The organism is Streptomyces sp. NPDC002306 (genome assembly GCF_053593435.1).
On record NZ_JBSFCK010000004.1, the window covers coordinates 301,991 to 319,487 of the forward strand.

Annotated in this window: 14 protein-coding genes; 7 read left to right on the plus strand and 7 right to left on the minus strand. The window is 72.1% G+C overall.

Annotated features, from left to right (window positions below):
* A complete protein-coding gene (argB, locus tag ACWCQK_RS11440) occupies positions 1–870 on the minus strand; it encodes an acetylglutamate kinase (protein ID WP_451154399.1) in 870 nt (289 codons plus the stop codon).
* A complete protein-coding gene (locus ACWCQK_RS11445; protein WP_451154636.1) occupies positions 867–1,814 on the minus strand; it encodes a methionyl-tRNA formyltransferase in 948 nt (315 codons plus the stop codon). Before ACWCQK_RS11445 ends, argB begins: the two co-directional genes overlap by 4 nt.
* Before the next feature lie 85 nt (positions 1,815–1,899).
* Between ACWCQK_RS11445 and ACWCQK_RS11450 the strand changes: the two genes are divergently transcribed.
* From ACWCQK_RS11450 to ACWCQK_RS11470, 5 genes are all read left to right on the plus strand, one after another.
* Positions 1,900–3,249: a lysine N(6)-hydroxylase/L-ornithine N(5)-oxygenase family protein gene (locus ACWCQK_RS11450; RefSeq protein ID WP_451154401.1), complete on the plus strand. Its 1,350-nt coding sequence runs from the start codon at positions 1,900–1,902 to the stop codon at positions 3,247–3,249.
* Between the two features lie 166 nt (positions 3,250–3,415).
* Entirely contained in the window at positions 3,416–5,110 is a 1,695-nt protein-coding gene (locus ACWCQK_RS11455) for an ABC transporter ATP-binding protein (RefSeq protein ID WP_451154403.1), read from the plus strand.
* Positions 5,107–6,957 (plus strand): ABC transporter ATP-binding protein, encoded by a 1,851-nt coding sequence (locus tag ACWCQK_RS11460; RefSeq protein WP_451154405.1) that lies wholly within the window; start codon positions 5,107–5,109, stop codon positions 6,955–6,957. The genes ACWCQK_RS11455 and ACWCQK_RS11460 overlap by 4 nt, the downstream gene beginning before the upstream one ends.
* Positions 6,957–8,018 (plus strand): iron-siderophore ABC transporter substrate-binding protein, encoded by a 1,062-nt coding sequence (locus ACWCQK_RS11465; RefSeq protein ID WP_451154407.1) that lies wholly within the window; start codon positions 6,957–6,959, stop codon positions 8,016–8,018. Before ACWCQK_RS11460 ends, ACWCQK_RS11465 begins: the two co-directional genes overlap by 1 nt.
* A gap of 222 nt (positions 8,019–8,240) precedes the next feature.
* Positions 8,241–10,658 (plus strand): SpoIIE family protein phosphatase, encoded by a 2,418-nt coding sequence (locus tag ACWCQK_RS11470; RefSeq protein WP_451154409.1) that lies wholly within the window; start codon positions 8,241–8,243, stop codon positions 10,656–10,658.
* Between the two features lie 72 nt (positions 10,659–10,730).
* On the opposite strand, the gene ACWCQK_RS11475 is transcribed toward ACWCQK_RS11470, so the two are convergent.
* Positions 10,731–11,600, minus strand: a complete 870-nt coding sequence (locus ACWCQK_RS11475) for an SDR family NAD(P)-dependent oxidoreductase (RefSeq protein ID WP_451154411.1) — start codon at positions 11,598–11,600, stop codon at positions 10,731–10,733.
* Between the two features lie 102 nt (positions 11,601–11,702).
* On the opposite strand from ACWCQK_RS11475, the gene ACWCQK_RS11480 reads away from it, so the two are divergent.
* Entirely contained in the window at positions 11,703–12,419 is a 717-nt protein-coding gene (locus tag ACWCQK_RS11480) for a TetR family transcriptional regulator (RefSeq protein ID WP_451154413.1), read from the plus strand.
* Positions 12,420–12,468: 49 nt separating this feature from the next.
* On the opposite strand, the gene ACWCQK_RS11485 is transcribed toward ACWCQK_RS11480, so the two are convergent.
* The 4 genes from ACWCQK_RS11485 to ACWCQK_RS11500 all read right to left on the minus strand — a co-directional run bounded on the left by ACWCQK_RS11485 (position 12,469) and on the right by ACWCQK_RS11500 (position 16,515).
* A complete protein-coding gene (locus ACWCQK_RS11485; RefSeq protein WP_451154415.1) occupies positions 12,469–13,566 on the minus strand; it encodes an acyltransferase family protein in 1,098 nt (365 codons plus the stop codon).
* Positions 13,567–13,923: 357 nt separating this feature from the next.
* Positions 13,924–14,694 (minus strand): class I SAM-dependent DNA methyltransferase, encoded by a 771-nt coding sequence (locus ACWCQK_RS11490; RefSeq protein ID WP_451154417.1) that lies wholly within the window; start codon positions 14,692–14,694, stop codon positions 13,924–13,926.
* A 49-nt stretch (positions 14,695–14,743) separates the two neighbouring features.
* The gene (locus ACWCQK_RS11495; RefSeq protein WP_451154419.1) at positions 14,744–15,856 is read right to left on the minus strand and encodes a sensor histidine kinase; all 1,113 of its coding nucleotides are present in this window, start codon (positions 15,854–15,856) and stop codon (positions 14,744–14,746) included.
* Positions 15,853–16,515, minus strand: a complete 663-nt coding sequence (locus tag ACWCQK_RS11500) for a response regulator (protein WP_451154421.1) — start codon at positions 16,513–16,515, stop codon at positions 15,853–15,855. The genes ACWCQK_RS11495 and ACWCQK_RS11500 overlap by 4 nt, the downstream gene beginning before the upstream one ends.
* A 161-nt stretch (positions 16,516–16,676) precedes the next feature.
* On the opposite strand from ACWCQK_RS11500, the gene ACWCQK_RS11505 reads away from it, so the two are divergent.
* The gene (locus ACWCQK_RS11505; protein ID WP_451154423.1) at positions 16,677–17,456 is read left to right on the plus strand and encodes a histidine phosphatase family protein; all 780 of its coding nucleotides are present in this window, start codon (positions 16,677–16,679) and stop codon (positions 17,454–17,456) included.
* Positions 17,457–17,497: the final 41 nt, after the last annotated feature.

Consider the following 17,497-nt stretch of genomic DNA (forward strand, 5'->3'; position numbering starts at 1 on the left):
CTAGCCGCTCACGTCGTCCGGCAGGATCGTCGTGCCGGTCCCCGGCGCGCCGGACAGACCGTCGAGGAGGGCGTGCGGGACGCGGCCGTCGAGGACCCGGACCGCGCCCACACCGGCGCGCACGGCCCGCAGACACGCCTCCATCTTGGGAACCATGCCGCCGCCCAGCCGGGGCAGCACTCCGGCCAGCTCGCCCGCGCCGATCCGGTCGACGACCCGCTCGCTGCGCGGCCAGTCCGCGTACAGCCCCGGCACGTCCGTGAGGACCACCAGCGCGTGCGCCGCCAGCGCGGCGGCCACCGCCCCGGCCGCCGTGTCCGCGTTGACGTTGTAGACCTCGCCGTCCTCGCCCCGGCCCACGGAGGAGACCACCGGGATGTGGCCGTGCTCCAGCAGGATGCCGAGGACCGCGGTGTTCACCCGGGCCACGTCACCGACCAGCCCGATGTCCACGCGCTCACCGGCCACTTCGGCGTAGCGCTTGACGGCGGTGAGGGTGCGCGCGTCCTCGCCGCTGAGCCCCACCGCGTACGCGCCGTCCTCGTTGAGCAGCCCGACCAGCTCCTTCTGGACCTTGCCGGACAGCACCATCCGCACCACGTCCATGGTCTCGGGCGTGGTGACCCGCAGTCCGTTCAGGAACACGGACCTCAGTCCGAGCCGGTCGAGCTGGGCGCCGATCTGCGGGCCGCCGCCGTGCACCACGACCGTCCTGACGCCGGCCTCGCGCAGGGCGAGCACGTCCCGGGCGAAGGCACGCCGGAGCGCGTCGTCGGTCATGGCGTGGCCGCCGTACTTGACGACGACCGTACGGCCGCGCAGGGGCGCCAGTGAGGTCACCCGGTCGGTGAGTCCGAGCGCGCCGCTCACGGACGGGCGGTGAGGTAGCCGCCCATGGTGCGGAAGTAGTCGGTCGCCGCGAACTCCGCGCCGTCCTCGGTGCGTACCCGCCGGACCAGCAGTCCGGGCAGCCGGCCGCTCCTGGCCCGGGCACCGGCGACCACGACGATGCCGTCGCCCTCGCGGATGAAGATCCGGCCCGGGGTGCCCCCGTAACGGCCCTGCGACACCGAGGCCTCGACGATGCGGATCCGCTGCCCGCGGTGGTGGGTGAAGGCGTTGGGGTACGGGTCGCACTGGGCACGCACCAGGCGTTCCAGGTCCTCGGCCGGCCAGGTCCAGTCGATCCGGCTGTCCTCCAGGGACCGCTTGTGGAAGAAGCTCGCCCGGCTGCGGTCCTGCGGTATCCAGCGGGCCCGGCCGGAGGCGATCAGGTCGAGGGACTCCGTCACCACCGGCGTGATCAGGTCGACGGTGCGGTGGAACAGGTCGGTGACGGTGTCGGTGGCGCCGACCGGGACCGCCCGCTGCAACAGGATGTCGCCCGCGTCGAGTTCGGCGTTCATGCGGTGCGCGGTGACGCCGACCTCACGCTCGCCGTTGATCAGCGCCCAGATGAGGGGCGAGAAGCCCGCGTAGGCCGGCAGCAGCGAGTCGTGGACGTTGAGCGTGCCGTGCGGGGGGAGGTCGAACACCTCCGGCGGCAGGACGGTACGCCAGTTGTTGGCGACGATGACGTCCGGCGCCGCGTCCCGCAGCGCGGCGAGGAGTTCGGGGTCGTCGGGCCGGTTGCGCAGCAGCACCGGGATGCCGTGCTTCTCGGCGAGGTCGGCCACGGAGTCGTCCCAGATCTTCTCGTACGCGTGCTCGCTCTTGGGATGGGTGACCGCCAGAACCACCTCGTGGTCGGACTCCAGCAGAGCCTGGAGCGTGCGGTGCCCCCAGGTCTGATAGCCGAACATGACGACCCGCATTGTCGATCCTCTCACCGAGACCACCATTGCAAGGTAAGGCTAACCTTATTTACCATCAGGGGCGCCCAAGGGAAGGGAAGTTGCGGTGAACGCACTGCACGACGAACCTGACGCCATCCACGATGTGCTCGGTATCGGTTTCGGCCCGTCAAATCTGGCACTGGCCATAGCAGTTGAGGAACATAACGTCCGAGCCGCCCCCGAGGACCGGATCAGCGCGGGATTCCTGGAACGGCAGCCCTCCTTCGGATGGCACCGCGGAATGCTGATCGACGACGCGACGATGCAGGTCTCCTTCCTCAAGGACCTGGTCACGATGCGCGACCCGACCAGCGACTTCACCTTCCTGTGCTTCCTGCGGGAACGGGGCAGGCTGGTGGACTTCCTGAACGCGAAGACCCTCTTCCCTCTCCGGATCGAGTTCCACGAGTACTTCGCGTGGGCGGCGGCCCGGCTCTCGCACCTCGTCGAGTACGACGCCGAGGTCGTCTCCGTCGAGCCGGTCCTGACGGACGACGGCGAGGTCCGCTGGTTCGACGTGACCAGCCGTGTCCCCGGCGCCCCACAGCGCACCGTCGTCCGGCGGGCCCGCAACCTCTCGGTGGCCGTCGGCCTGGAGCCCCATCTGCCGCCGGGCACCGTCCTGTCGGACCGCATCTGGCACAACAGCGAACTCGTCCCCCGGGTCGCCGAGCTGGGCAAATCCGGCGCTCCGGTCGACCGCGTCCTGGTGCTCGGCGCGGGCCAGAGCGGCGCCGAGGCGGTCGACTATCTGCACCGGTCCTTCCCCGGGTCGGAGATCGTCGCGATCTTCGCCAAGTACGGGTACACGCCCGCCGACGACAGCCCCTTCGCCAACCGGATCTTCGATCCCGAGGCGGTGGACGTCTACTTCCGCTCGACACCGGAGGTGAAGCAGTCCCTGGTCGACTACCACCGCAGCACCAACTACTCGGTGGTCGACATGGATCTCATCGAGTCGCTGTACGCCACCATGTACCGCGAGAAGGTCCTCGGCCAGGAGCGCCTGCTGCTGCGCAACGTCTCCCGCATCCGGGACGTGCGCGCCCTGGAGGACCGACTGGACGTCACGGTGGAGTACCTGCCCACCGGCGAGCGGGAGGTGGTCTCCGCCGACCTGCTCGTCCACGCGACCGGCTATCGCCCCCGGGACCTGGACTCGCTGCTGGGCAGGGCGTCGAAGCTCTGCCTGCGGGACGACAAGGACGCCGTGCTCGTCGGCCGCGACCACCGGGTGGAGTTCTCGTCCGAGGTCACGGCCGGCATCTATGTGCAGGGCGCGACCGAACACACGCACGGCCTCACCTCCACCCTGCTGTCGACCACCGCCGTGCGCTCCGGCGAGATCCTCGACTCCCTGCTCACCCACCGTGCGAGCGACGCGGCCGCCACGACGACCGGTTGCTCCGCCTGAACCGGGCGGCGGGCAAGGCCCGTTGACCCCGCGCAGGACGGCGCGCACCCGCGTACCGTCCTGCCGCGCACGGTCGCTCCGCGTTCTCCGCCCACGCCGAGCCAAGTACTCCTACTTAAGGTAGCCTCGCCTAAGTTTTCCGCCGTCCGATCCCGGAGGGGTGTGGATGAGTCCTTCATATCCATCGGGACGTGACGTCCTGCGCGAGTCGGTCGGGTCCCAGCGCGGACGCGTCGCGCTCAGCGCCCTCCTCGGCTCCGGACACCAGATCGGCGAGGCCCTCGTACCGGCCCTGATCGGCGTCGTGATCGACCGGGCCGTCACCCGGTCCGACACCGGCGCCCTCGTCCTGTGGCTCGCGGTCCTCGCCGTGGTCTACACGGGACTTGCCCTGAGCTTCCGCTTCGGCGCCCGGGCCGGCGAACTCGCCGCCGTGCAGGCCGAACACACCCTGCGCGTCACCCTCGTACGACGGGTGCTGCACCCCGGCGGCGGCGCGGAGGAGGGCCGGCTGCCGGGAGCGCTGGCCAATGTCGCCACCGAGGACGCCAAGCGGGTCGGCGCCGTCAACATGGCCCTGATGTCCGGGATCTCGGCCCTGGTCGGCATCGCCACCTGTGCCGTCGTCCTGCTGCGCATCTCGGTCACCCTCGGCCTGGTGGTGCTGCTCGGCACCCCGGTGCTGATGTGGCTCGGACATCTGCTGAGCAAACCGCTGGAGACCCGCAGCGAGACCGAGCAGGAGCGCGCGGCCCACGCCGCGGCCGTCGCCGCCGACCTGGTCACCGGGCTCCGCGTGCTCAAGGGCATCGGCGGCGAGTCGACCGCCATCGACCGCTACCGCACCACCAGCCGCGACTCCCTGCGGGCGACCCTGCGCGCGGCCCGGGCCCAGGCCTTCCAGAACGGCATGGTGCTCGCGCTGACCGGCTGCCTGATCGCCGCCGTCGCCCTGGTGGGCGGCCGGCTGGCCGCTCAGGGCAGCATCAGCCTGGGCCAGTTGGTGTCGGCGGTCGGGCTCGCCCTGTTCCTGATCGGCCCCCTGGAGGTCCTCGCCTGGGTCAACGCCGAGCTGGCCCAGGGCCGGGCCTCGGCCGCCCGGATCGCGGAGGTCCTGGCCGTCCCGCCCGCCGTCACGGCGGGCGGCGGCCCGCTGCCGCGACCGGTGCGCGGGGCCGTCCGGCTGAGCGGCCTCAGCCACGGCGGACTGCACGAGGTGGACCTGGACATCGAGCCCGGCGAGCTGCTCGGCGTGGTCGCGACCGACCCGGCGCACGCCGCCGATCTGCTGCGCTGCCTGGCCCGTCGGGCCGACCCCGACACCGGCACGGTGGAACTGGACGGCGTACCCCTGCGGGACCTGGACCCCGCCGAGATCCGCACGGCGCTGCTCGTGGCCGAGCACGACGCGGACCTCTTCGCGGGCACCGTCCACGGCAACGTCACGGCCGCCGCCCCCGCCGGCGGCGACCCCGAACCGGCGATGGCGGCGGCCGGAGTGGCCCAGGTCGCCGAGACACTGCCGGACGGCGCCCGCACGGCGGTCAGCGAGCGCGGCCGCTCCCTGTCCGGCGGGCAGCGCCAACGGGTCGCCCTGGCCCGCGCGTTGGCGGCCGACCGGCCCGTACTCGTGGTCCACGACCCGACCACCGCGGTCGACGCGGTCACCGAGGCCCTGATCGCCTCGGGCATCCGCGAGATCCGCAAGGGCCGCACCACGGTACTCGTGACGACCAGCCCCGCACTGCTCTCGGTCACCGACCGGGTGGTGCTCATCCACGCCGGACGCGTCACCGACACGGCCTCGCACGCCGACCTGGTACGCCGTCACGAGATCTACCGCTCGGCGGTCCTGGCATGAGCGACACCTCGGCGAAGCCGAACGAGGAGACGATGGACGCCCGCGAGCTGCTGCCCACCGCGACCCCGGCCGAGACCCGCGCCGCGGTCCGCGAACTGGTGCGCCCGCACCGGGGACTGGCCGTCGGCGCCTTCGCGGCGATGCTCGCGGCAACCGCCGTCGGGCTGCTCGTCCAGCCGCTGCTGGGACATCTGGTGGACCTGGTGGCCGAGCGGCGGCCGCCCGGGGACCTCACCCTTCCGGTGGTCCTGCTGGTCCTGGTCGCCGTCGCCCAGGGCGGCACCACCGCGCTCGGCCTGTCACTGACCTCCGGACTCGGCGAGACCGTACTCGCCCGGCTGCGCGAGCGGTTCGTGGACCGGGCCCTTCGACTGCCGCTGGAGCAGGTCGAGAAGGCGGGCACGGGAGATCTCACCGCCCGCGTCACCCGGGACGTCTCGGTGGTCGGCGAGGCCGTGCGCTCCGCGCTGCCCGAACTCGCCCGCTCCCTGCTGGCCATCGTGCTGACCCTGATCGCGATGGCGGCACTGGACTGGCGCTTCCTGCTCGCCGCCCTGATCGCGGTACCCGTCCAGGCGCACACCGCCCGCTGGTACGTGCGCAACGCCGTGCCGCTCTACGCCCGCCAGCGGATCGCCACCGGCGACCAGCAGCAACAGCTGCTGGACACCATCGCCGGCGCCGGCACCGTACGGGCCTTCCGGCTGGAGGAGCAGCACACCGCGCAGGTCACCGAACGTTCCTCGGCCGCGGTCGAGTTGACGATGCGCGGGGTGCAACTGGTGCTGCGCTTCTACAACCGGCTGCATGTCGCGGAGTACACGGGGCTCGCCGCCGTGCTGGTCACCGGATTCCTGCTGGTGCGCGGCGGATCGGTGTCCCTGGGCACCGCGACCGCCGCGGCCCTGTACTTCCACAGTCTGTTCACCCCGGTGAACTCCGCGCTGGTGCTGCTCGACGACGCCCAGTCGGCCACGGCCGCGCTCGCCCGGCTGGTCGGGGTCGCCGACCAGGCCGTCGGCGGGGCGGACCGGCGGCCGGCCGCCGGTCCGCGAACGCTCGACCCCGACGCGGCCCCCGGGACGGTCGGCGTGGACGGCGTCCACCACGCGTACGAGCCCGGCAGGCCGGTGCTGCGGGAGGTCGACCTCACGCTCCGGCCCGGGGAACGGGTGGCGCTGGTCGGTCCGAGCGGCGCGGGCAAGACCACCCTCGCCAAGCTGATCGCCGGAGTGCACCGGCCGACGTCCGGCTCGGTGCGGCTGGGCGGCCCCGGCCCGTCCGGGCATGACCTGCCGGTGGCCCTGGTCACCCAGGAGACGCACGTGTTCGCCGGGTCGCTCGCCGAGGATCTGCGCCTGGCCCGGGCCGCGGCCTCCGAGGACGAGCTGCGCGCGGCGCTGGCCGTGGTCGACGCGCTGGACTGGGCCGAGGCGCTGCCCGAGGGGCTCGACACGGTCGTGGGCGAGGGGGGCCACCGCCTGACCCCCGCCCAGGTCCAGCAACTGGCCCTGGCGCGCCTGGTGCTGGCGGATCCGCCGGTGGCCGTGCTCGACGAGGCCACGGCCGAGGCCGGCAGCACGGGCGCCCGGCTGCTGGAGAAGGCCGCCGCCCGGGCCGTCGAGGGCCGCACGGCGCTCGTCGTCGCCCATCGCCTCACCCAGGCCGCCGCCGCGGACCGGATCGTCGTCATGGAGGACGGCCGGATCGTGGAGAGCGGCACCCACGACGAGCTGTGCGCGGCGGACGGGACCTACGCCTCCCTCTGGCAGGCGTGGTCCGGCACGCGCGCGACAGCCGGCCAGCCCCCACACCCCGCCACCGCCCCGACCATGAAGGACCACTGATGCTCGGCTCTCTCAGAGGCACACGGCTCGCCGCGGCGCTCGCCTCCGTACTGATGCTCTTCGCCACCGTCGCGGCCTGCGGCTCCTCAGGGAGTTCCGAGGCCGGCCCCGGGAAGACCACGGCCGCCGCGAGCAAGGCCTTCCCCGTGACCATCGCCCACAAGTACGGCAGCACCACCGTCAAGTCCGAGCCCCAGCGGATCGTCACGGTCGGCCTGACCGACCAGGACGCCGTGCTCGCCCTCGGCAAGGTGCCCGTCGGCACCACCGAGTGGCTCGGCGGCTACAAGGGCGCCATCGGCCCCTGGGCCACCGACGAGCTGGGCGGCGCGGCAACGCCGACCGTGCTGAAGGACACCGGCACCGGCCCGCAGACCGAGAAGATCGCCGCGCTGCGCCCGGACCTGATCCTCGCGGTCTACGGCGGCCTCACCAAGGCGCAGTACGACACCCTGTCGAAGTTCGCCCCGGTGGTGGCCCAGCCGAAGGAGTACAACGACTTCGGGGTGCCGTGGCAGCAGCAGACCGAGATCATCGGCAAGGCGCTCGGCCAGGAGCAGAAGGCCGCGTCGCTGGTGAGCGGCGTCGAGACCCAGTTCAAGGAAGCGGCCGCGAAGAACCCGGCGTTCGCCAAGGCCAGCGGCGTCGTGGCGACGCCGTACGAGGGCATTTTCGTCTTCGGCAGCCAGGACCCCCGCTCCCGCGTCCTCACCGATCTCGGGTTCACGCTGCCGACCGACCTGGACAAGGTCATCGGTGACACGTTCGGTGCCAACATCAGCAAGGAGCGCACCGACCTGCTGGACACCGACGCCATCGTGTGGATCGCGGCCGACCCGGCCAAGGACGAGGCCAAGCTCCACAAGGACGCCCTGTACGGCGACCTGAAGGTGGCCCGGCAGAACCGTGAGGTCTACCTCAAGGAGAGCAGCGACTACGGCAACTCGGTCTCGTTCGTGACGGTGCTGAGCCTGCCGTACATGCTCGACCGGTTGGTGCCGCAGCTGGCGGCGGCCGTCGACGGCGACCCGGCCACGAAGGTGCCGGCCCCGGCGGCCTGAGCGCGGCCGGCCGAACCGACACACCGCGGCCCGGAACACCGGAACACCGCCGACCGATCGCCCGATGGAGCGCGGCCGGGGACACGGACCATCCGTTCCCCGGCCGCTGTCGTCCGGTGACCAGCGGTGATGGTCCGGTCTCCGGAAGGGCGTCCCCTCGTGAGACGCTGGAAAGAGGCGGTGCCGCACATGCTCGGGGTGCCTCATCGCGCGAGGAGCGAGATGAGCACGTCCAACGTTCGCCTCGACGACGGGTCATCCGTTCTGGACGCCCTGGCCACCGCCGTGCTCGACGAGCGGGGGACCGTGCTGCGCTGGTCGTCCGCGGCGGCGCGGCTCCTGGGACACAGGGCGGCGGAGGTCTGCGGCCACCCGGTCCGGGACCTGGTCGTCGGCACCCCCGACCTCCCCCACGCCGATCGCCGGGCGCCCGCCGGCGGCCGGGCGCTGCTGCGGCACCGGGACGGCGGCACGGTCGATGTCGTCTTCAGGGTGACACGGCTGGAGGAGACCGCCGAACTGCTCGTCCTGGCGGCCCCCACCACGTGGGTGACCGAGCAGGAACAAGGCGTCTCGCTGCTGCACGCGCTGCTGTCCCAGGTCCGGATCGGCATGGCCATCCACGACACGGATCTGAATCTCGTACGGACCAACGCCACCGTCGAGATGTTCGGCGGCTCGCCGCTGCCGCCCGGCAGCCGGCTGCACGAGATCCTCAGAGCGGAGGACGCCGACACCGTCGAGACCGCGCTGCGGCGGGTTCTGGAGTCGGGCACACCGCAGCTCCTGCGGGACCAGCGCATCAGGTCGTGCGAGGTCCCCGGGCGGGAATGGGACATGTCGATCTCCGCCTTCCGGCTCGAGAACGCGCACGGGACCCCGACCGGGATCGCGGTGGTGTTCCTCGACACCACCGCGGAACTGCGGGCCCGACGGGACCTGAACCTGCTGCGCGAGGCCGCGGCCCGCATCGACAGTTCGCTGGACGTCGAACGGACCGCGCAGGAGCTGACGGAGGTGGTCGTCCCGGTCCTCGGCGACCACGCGATCGTCGACCTCGCCGAGGCCGTGCTCAGCGGTGAGGTGCCGCCGAAGTGGGCGGGAGGCGGCAATCCCCATCTGCGGGCGGTCGCCTCGGCCACCGGCTGGTGGCCGGCGCGCGTGCGCCAGGGGGATCTCCTTCCCCCGCTCCCCGACCACCCGTTCCTGCGCCGCGCCCAGCGCGGCGAGGTGGTCGTCATGAGCCGCGACGAGCTCTGCGGCGCGCTCGGCGATCCGGGCCTGGTCGCGCTGCTCGTCCCGGAGGACCTGTGCTGCCTGATGACCACGTCGCTGTCGGCGCGCGGCCACACGCTCGGCGACCTGTCGGTATGGCGGGTGGGGTCGTCCGAACCGTTCACCCGGCAGGAGGCCGACCTGCTGCGGGAGATCGCCTCGCGGGGGGCGCTGGCCGTCGACAACGCCCGCCGCTACACACGGGAGCACCGCGCGGCCATGGCACTCCAGCAGCGCATGCTGCCGCCGCCGACGACCGACACCCCGGCGGCGGAGACCGCCGGCATCTACCGGCCCGCGGGCGGCGGGGCGGAGATCGCCGGCGACTGGTTCGACGCCATCCGCCTGCCCTCACTGCGGCTCGCCCTGGTCGTCGGGGACGTGGCGGGACACGGCCTGGCGGCGACCGCCACCATGGGGCGCCTGCGCACCGCCGTCCACACCCTCGCCGACCTGGAGCTGGAGCCCGACGAGCTGCTCACCCGGCTCGGCGACCTGGTCCAGCGCCTGACGGCCGAGGCGCCCGGCGGGCCCCAGGACACGGTCGGCGCCACCTGCCTGTACGCCGTCTACGACCCGGTGACCTGCCGTTGTGTCCTGGCCAGTGCCGGGCATCCGCCGCCCGTGGTGACGCGATCCGACGGCACCACACGGATCGTCCAGCTCTCGCCCGGCCCTCCGCTGGGGGTGGGCGGCCTGCCCTTCGAGAACACGTCGATCGACATCGAGCCGGGCAGCCTGCTCACTCTGTACACCAAGGGCCTCATCAACCGGGAGAACGGCGTCGACAACGGGCTGCGCAACCTGATGGACACCCTCACCTCGCGGTGCCGTCCCAGTGATCCGCTGCGCGACACCGGCCGCGCCATCCTCAAGGGGCTCGGCGACCAGCCGACCCGTGACGACACCGCGCTGCTGCTGGCCCGCACCCGGGCGGTGCCGACCGAGAACACGGCCCGCTGGGACTTTCCCGCCGACCCCGCCGTGGTGGCCGACGCGCGGGAGGCGACGACCCGGCAACTGGCCGCCTGGGGGGTCGACGAGCTCGCCTTCAGCACCGAACTCGTGGTCAGTGAGCTGGTCACCAACGCCGTCCGCCACGCCTGCGGGCCCGTCCGCCTCCGCCTCATCTGCGACGACGTGCTCGTGTGCGAGGTGACCGACCCCAGCAACACCCAGCCCCGGCTGCGGCGCGCCCGTATGACCGACGAGGGCGGACGCGGGCTGTTCCTCGTGGCCCAGCTCACCACCCGCTGGGGCTGCCGCTACGGGCAGCACGGCAAGACCATCTGGGCGGAACAGCCCCTGACCGAACCGGACGAGGCACCCGGCCTCGCCGCCGTGGACCAGGCCGCCCTGCGCTGACGGAGACCGGCGCGACGGGGCCGGCACACTGTGCGTCTGCTTCGGGCCGGCCGTGTCGGCGCGCGGCGGGTGTCACGCGGGCGAGTCGGCGGGGAAGGGGGCGGGGTAGGGCTCGGCGAAGTCGGCCGAGCGGGCGACCTCGCGCCACTTCAGGTCCTCCTCGAGGAGCCGGCGGTCCAGCAGGACGGCCCCTTCGGCCGCGTTGACGCCCAGGGGCAGGTTGTGCGGGATGTCGCGCCGCTTGGCGACCTGGACAAGGATCTCGGCGGCCCGGACGGGATCGCCGGCCGGTCCCTCGCCGCTCTGGCGCAGGCGCGTGTTGATGGCGCCGACCGTCTCGGCGTACGCCTCCGGGATGTCGTGGACGACCATCGAGGAGCCGGCCCAGTCGGTGCGGAATCCGCTGGGCTCGACGACCAGGACCCGGACCCCGAACGGGGCGGTCTCGGCGCGCAGCACGCGGCTGAAACCGTCGATGGCGAACTTGGCCGCCTGGTACGAGGCGATCCCCGGGGAGCCGCCGACCCTGCCGCCCATCGACGAGAACTGCATGACCAGGCCGCCCTTCTGCGCGCGCAGCAGCGGTATCGCGGCCTTCGTGACGTTGTACACGCCCCAGAAGTTCGTCTCGAACTGCGCGCGGAAGTCGGCGTCCTCGGTGGCCTCGATCGGCGAGACGTTGGCGTACCCGGCGTTGTTCACCAGGACGTCGATCCGGCCGAAGCGATCCTGAGCCTCGGCGAGGGCCGCGCGGGCCGCCTCGGGGTCGGTGACGTCGAGCGCGATCGGGCGGACGCGGTCGCCGAACCGCTCGACGAGGTCGTCCAGTTGCTCGGGGCGGCGGGCGGTGGCGGCCACGAGGTCGCCGGCTTCGAGTGCCGCGCGAACGAGGGTGCGGCCGAAGCCGCGGGAGGAACCTGTGATGAACCATGTCTGCTGCATGGCAATAGTGAAACACCGTTGCACTAATAACGCAACACCGTTCCGTAAATACCGCTACGGCGTTCCGCTAATAACAGAACGCTGTTCCCCTACCATGGACGCGTGACCACCTCCGAGTTCCAGCGCGCCCGCTCCCCCGAGGCCAAGCGGCTGCGCGAGGCGGCGATCCTGGAGGCCGCCCGGACGCTCGGGCGGGAGCACGGCATCAGGAACGTCACCCTGACGGACATCGCCACCGCGGTCGCGATGCACAAGTCGGCCCTGCTGCGGTACTTCGAGACACGCGAGGAGATCTTCCTGCGCCTGACCGCGGAGGGCTGGCAGGAGTGGTCGCGGGCGCTGTCCGCGCTGCTGCGGGAGAGCGCGGACGCCGATCCGGGCCCGGCGGCCGTGGCGCAGGCGTTCGCCGCCACACTCGCCGCCCGCGGCATGTTCTGCGACCTGCTCGCCCACGCGCCGCTCAACCTCGAACGCAACGTCTCGCTCGACGCGGTGCGCGACTTCAAGCTCGCCACGCTCGCGGCCCGCGGGCCGATCATCGAGGCCACCCGCGAACATCTGCCCGCACTGAGCGACGACGACAGCGTCGACCTGATCGCGACCGCCGTCGCGCTGGCCGGAGCGATGTGGCAGATCGCGCATCCGGGTGCGGAGGTGGCCGCTCTCTACCGCAGCGACCCCCGCCTCGCCCACGCCGTCGTGGAGGTCGAACCCCGCATCGCCCGGATCCTGACCGCGACGATCACCGGGATGACCAGCCTGCGGCCCGGCCCCCCGGCCCCGCCCGCCGCACCCGACCGCCCGACCCCACCCGCCTGACGCCCCGCCGTGACCGCCGACGCCCTCCGCACGGCCCCCACCACCGCGTTCAGTTCCCGGCGTTGCGCAACCGCGCGAACGAGGTGTCCAACCCCCTCTTCAACATCCGCGACACCGGCCGCTCCACCATCCGGTGCACCAGCCAGCTCAGCACCAGGAAGCCCGCGATCACGGCCACGACCAGCAACCGGGCGTCCATGGTGCCCCGCAGCCGGTTGATCACCGTCGTACCGGCCGCGTAATGCATCAGATAGAACGGGTACGTCAGGGCGCCCGCGGTGACCAGCCATCTCCCCCGGACACGGTCGGTCATGCCGAGCGAGATCGCGACCATGACCAGCAGGAACACGCTGAAGACCAGCACGCTTCCCCGCCAGCTGGAGACGCGCTCGACGTGGTCGATACGGCTCCCCAGTTCCAGCTGCCCCATCAGCCACGCCAGGCCCAGAATGCCCCACAACAGCAAGTCCTGGCCGAACCGGTGCATCAGATAGAGCGCCAGCCCCGCGATGAAGTACCAGGCCCCCTGCGGATTGGCCGCCAGGATCAGCAGGCGGAAACCGGATGCCGGCGCGATCATCGCCGCGGCCCCCCAGACGCAGCAGAACACCACCACTTTGCGGTAGGTCAGCCCCGTGGCGACGACGACCAGGAACAGCAGATAGAAACGGAGTTCCGACCAGAGCGTCCAGTACACGCCGTCGATGTTGGACACACCCGATCCGGACTGCAGCATCGTGAAGTTGAGCAGGATCTCACGCGCCTGCTGCCGGTCCCACACCCCGGGCAGCGCCACCACGACGATCGTGGTGAGGGCGATGCCGGCCCAGTACGCCGGGTAGAGCCGGATCACCCGCGAGACGAAGAACTGCCGTGGAGTGCGGCCCCAGCACGACATGCAGATCACGAAGCCGCTGATCACGAAGAAGATCTCGACCCCGATCCACCCGTAGGCGCCGAACCGGAACACCGTCGGCATGATGTCGGACACCGGCCGGTCCCAGACCAGGTTGTCCGGCTGGTTCACCCGCCAGGTGCCCGCGTAGTGATGGACCGCGACCATCAGCGCGGCCAGCAGACGCAACCCGTCGATGGCGTACAGCCGGCCCCCCTGCCGACCGCGGGCCCTCGCGTGCTTCGCGGCCATCGCGGCCGACCCCGGAGGCCGCACGCCCGGGATCGGCGCACCAGTCGGCGCACCGGTAGGCGCAGTGGTCGGCTGAGAGGACCGCGGAGAGGACGGCAGCTCCAGGCCGACGATCGTCCGTCCCTCCGTCAGCGGTCTTCGGGCCACGGCCGTTGCCCCCACAGCCATCGGACGTATACGCATGTGAATCCCCACCAGATATGTGACCCGTGGACAGCGCACCAAGCCCACGCGAAACGGACGCCTCAAGACTCACGCCTTGAGACTCCCGCGATCTACCGATGGTTGTAAGCCGGACGAAGTCCGGATCCAATCCCCGACCCAGGGCCCGGCCCAGGGCCTCGGGGCGGCCGGGAGTCAGTCGGCGGGCTTCTCCCAGACCGAGACGTGCCGGCGGCTCTCGCCGGTGAAGGTCTCACGGGTCCACCCGGCCCAGCGCTCTCGCGGGCGCAGCCCCGCGAGCTGGGCCATCAGATCGAGTTCGGAGGGCCACACGTACCGGAAGGGAATCGACCTGTACGTGCCGCGGCCGTCGACGACCTCGACGTAGTTCGAGCTCGTCGCCTGGGTGGCGGGGTCGTAGACGTCGAAGGCCCATCGTGTCGGGCTCACGTGGAAGGGCACGACGTTCTGCCCGGCGGGGAGCCTGCGCAGCTCGGGGATCATCACCTCGACGGCGAAACAGCCGCCCGGTTCCAGGTGGGCCGCCGCGTTGCGGAAACAGGCCACCTGCGCGGCCTGCGTCGTCAGATTCATGATCGTGTTGAAGAGCAGGTACGCGACGGAGAACGTCCCCTCCACCCTCGTCGTGGCGAAGTCACCGATCGTGACACCGATCCCGGCACCGCCCGGCTTGTCACGAAGCCGCGCGACCATCGCCCGGGACAGGTCGATGCCGTGGACGGGGACCCCGCGGCCCGCCAGCGGCAGCGCGATACGGCCCGTCCCGATGCCCAGCTCCAGGGCCCGGCCCCCGCCGGCCAGCGCCGCCAGGAAGTCGACCGTCGCGTCCACGACACTCGGCTCGAACATGTCCGCCGACGACTCGTCGTAGGTCGCCGCCACCCGCTCTCCGAAGTAGCCGTCCTCGTCGTCGACGTCCGTCACATCCCTCGTCGCATGGTCCATCGCGCGACCGTACTGTGCCGGCTCCGCCTGGTGCGCGCCGTTTTCCGCGCTATCCGGCGGCCGTGCCGGCGGCGGGCAGCTCCAGGCGCAGTTCGTAGCCGCCGTCGGCCGTCGGTCCGGACGTGACGGTGCCGCCGAGGAGCTCGGCGCGCTGGCGCAGGCCTACCAGCCCGTAGTGCCCGCTGGGCAGGGGCAGGGCGGGCCGGGTGGGGGCGGTGTTGGTGACGGTGACCCGTACGGCGCTGCCCTCGTGGTGGACACACACCGTCGCGGTGGCGCCGGGAGCGTGTTTGCGGGTGTTGGTCAGCGCCTCCTGGACCGTGCGGTAGACGGCGCGCTGGAAGGCCGGGGGAAGGCCCTCGGGCAGGTCCGTCGTCAGCTTGGCCTCGATGCCGCTGCCGTCGACCAGCTGTTCGAGGTCGGCCAGGGAGGGCTGCGGGGTGAGCTCGGCGGGACGCCCGCCGGAGGCGCGCAGGACACCGACCATGTGGCGCAGCTCGTCGAGGGTCTGGACGCTGAGCCGCCGGATGGTGCCGGCCGCCTCCTTGGCCTCCGGGTCGCGGGTGCCGACCTGAAGCGCTCCGGCCCGTACCGCGATCAGGCTGACCTGGTGGGAGACGACGTCGTGCATCTCGCGGGCGAGCTGGGCCCGCTCCCTGGCCAGCACCGCCTGGGCGGTGAGCAGCTGCTCGTGGTCGCGGGCCTCGGAGATCTCGGCCAGTCGCAGCGACAGGTCCCGTCGCGTCTGGACGAGCTGGCCCAGGAAGACGGGCGCGGCCGCCGTCGCCGCGGTGTAGCCGAGCGTGATCAGCGTGGTCGCCTGCGTCAGATCGAGATCCGGAGCGGGCCATGAGGTCATGTCACTCAGGGTGACGGCCAGCGCGCAGACGGCCAGCAGTGCCCGGTGACGGCTGATCGAGGCGAGCGTGTACAGCGCGATCAGCGTGGCGATGGTCGCGTCGGAGAGGAGGACCGCCGGAAGGGTGAGGAAGAAGGTGAGCAGCGGCCGGCGGTGGCGCAGGAGCAGAGCGAAGGCCGCGGCGACGGCACAGACCATGCGCAGCTCCTCGTGCGCGGTCCAGTGCACCCAGACGTCGAACAGCGACACCACGACGGGCAGCACGACGTCCAGCAGTCGTGCGGACAGACGGCGACGAGTCATCCGAGTGCGCCTCCCTCCTCCTTGAGGAGGCCGGCCCGCTGGGCGAGCAGGGCGGCCTGGACCCGGCCGCCCACCTCCAGTTTGGTGAGGACGGCGCTGACATGGTCCTTGACCGTGCCGGTGCTCAGGTGCATCCGGGTGGCGATCTCGGCGTTGGACAGGCCCTCGGCGACGAGGACGAGCACGTCACGCTCACGGCCGGTGAGCCGTTCGAGTCCGCAGGTGTCACGGTCCCGCGGATCGGCGTCCAGGTAGCCGTCGACCACGGTCCGGGTCACCTTGGACGACAGCACGGTGCCGCCGTCGGCCAGGGAGCGCACCAGGAACGGCAGCTCCTCGGGATCGGTGTCCTTCAGCAGGAAGCCCGCGGCGCCCGAGCGGAGCGCCGTCGCCACGTATTCGTCCATGTCGAACGTGGTGAGCATGGCCACCACCGGAGGGTGCTCGAGGCCGCGGAGCTCGGTCAGGACGGTGAGTCCGTCGACGTCCGGCATCCTGATGTCCAGCAGCACCACGTCGGGGGCTGTCTCGCGCGCCGTCCGCAGTGCCTGACCGCCGGAGACCGCCGCGACGACCTCGATACCGTCGGCGGTGTCGAGGATGCGCTGGAAGCCCATACGGATCAGAGCCTCGTCGTCGACCACCAGTACTCGGATCACGCGTGCTCCACTCGCCATCGGACCACTGTCCGATTCGTACCACGTCGCAGCGGGCTCCGCCCGGCGCCGTTTCCGCAGGCCGCGGCCCGCCACTCGGCGGGGGTGGTTCCGGACACCTGCCGGATGGTCGCGACCGGCACCGGCCACGGACTCTGGAGTACATGACGCACGTCACACCGTCGACCGTGCCGCCGACCGCGAGAGCGGCCGACGACACCCGCGGGGTGAGCGGCGTCGGAGCCTGCCAAGAGGAGGTCGGGACCATGACGACGTGTCTGACGTTTCTGAGTGCGACCGCCGAGGAGACCCCGAGGGTCTTCGGCGACCCGTCCCCCCGTGAGACCGGCCTGCGGCCGACGGGTTCCCCCCGCCCGGGGTTCCCGCCCTACTCGCTCGCCGTCCGGGGACCGTCCGCACACTGCGCCCGGACCGCCGCCGCCCTGGGCCTCGACGCCACAGCCGAGCCCGCCCTGCGCGATGTCGACTTCGGACGGTGGTACGGCCGTACGGTGGCCGACGTCGTGGCCGACGACGCCCACGGGTACTCGGCCTGGCTCACCGACCCGGATGCCACGCCGCACGGCGGGGAGTCGATCCGCCAGCTCTGCCTGCGCACCGCGCACTGGCTGAGCCACCTGCCGCCCGACGCGCATCGCGCGGTGGCCGTCGTCGAGTCGTCCGTGATCCGCGCGGCGCTGGTGCACACTCTCTCGGCACCCGTACGGGCCTTCTGGCACCTCGACCTGCCGGCCTCGGTCTCGCTGATCCTGCGTGACGGCAGCTGGGACGTCCGGTTCGGCCACAGCACGCCGCGCGCCGTCCTGCGGACGGGCCACCACGACCTGGGCCACCACGACATGTGGGGCACGCCGGTACGGCGGTCGGTCGGACACCAGAGGACCAGGTGGGTGTGCACCGACGCCACCTTCCCGGTCGCCTGACCGGTCCGCGGGTCCGGGGCAACGCGTTTGGGCTGCTTGCT